The following is a 615-nucleotide window of genomic DNA, read 5'->3' as shown; positions in this document are numbered from 1 at the left end:
CATTAGCAACACTGGGCACGTTTATTCTTTGGTTCGGCTGGTTTGGCTTCAATGGCGGTTCTCAATTGATGGTTTCAGACTTTGAAAACGCAACGGCGGTTGGTCAAATCTTCCTTAACACGAACGCGGCTGCGGCTGCTGGTTCGATTGCTGCATTGTTTGTGTGTAAAACCACTTGGGGTAAAGCAGATTTAACCATGATCCTTAACGGTGCGCTGGCTGGTTTGGTAGCTATCACGGCAGACCCACTATCACCATCACCTTTGTATGCTGTAGCAATCGGTGCGGTATCGGGTGCGCTAGTGGTATTTAGCATCATCGGTCTCGATAAACTGAAGATTGACGATCCTGTAGGTGCAATTTCAGTTCATGGTGTTTGTGGTTTCTTCGGTCTAATGGTTGTTCCTCTAAGCAACGGTGAAGCGACGTTTGGTGCGCAGCTTCTTGGTGCCGCAGTGATCTTTGCTTGGGTATTTGGTGCAAGCCTAGTGGTTTGGGCGATTCTTAAAGCTACGGTTGGTATTCGAGTTACGGAAGAGGAAGAAATGGAAGGCATGGACATGCACGATTGTGGTGTTGGTGCTTACCCTGAATTCGTAACTGTGAAGTAAATAT

Annotated in this window: 1 pseudogene; it reads left to right on the top strand. The window is 47.5% G+C overall.

From position 1 onward, the window contains the following. Nucleotides 1–611: pseudogene (locus tag R7O13_RS28525) on the top strand (ammonium transporter); the annotation flags it as partial. Between the last annotated feature and the right edge of the window lie 4 nt (nt 612–615).

The sequence above is a fragment of the Vibrio sp. Y176 genome, assembly GCF_033438945.1.
This window is presented reverse-complemented; position numbering and strand designations above follow the sequence as displayed.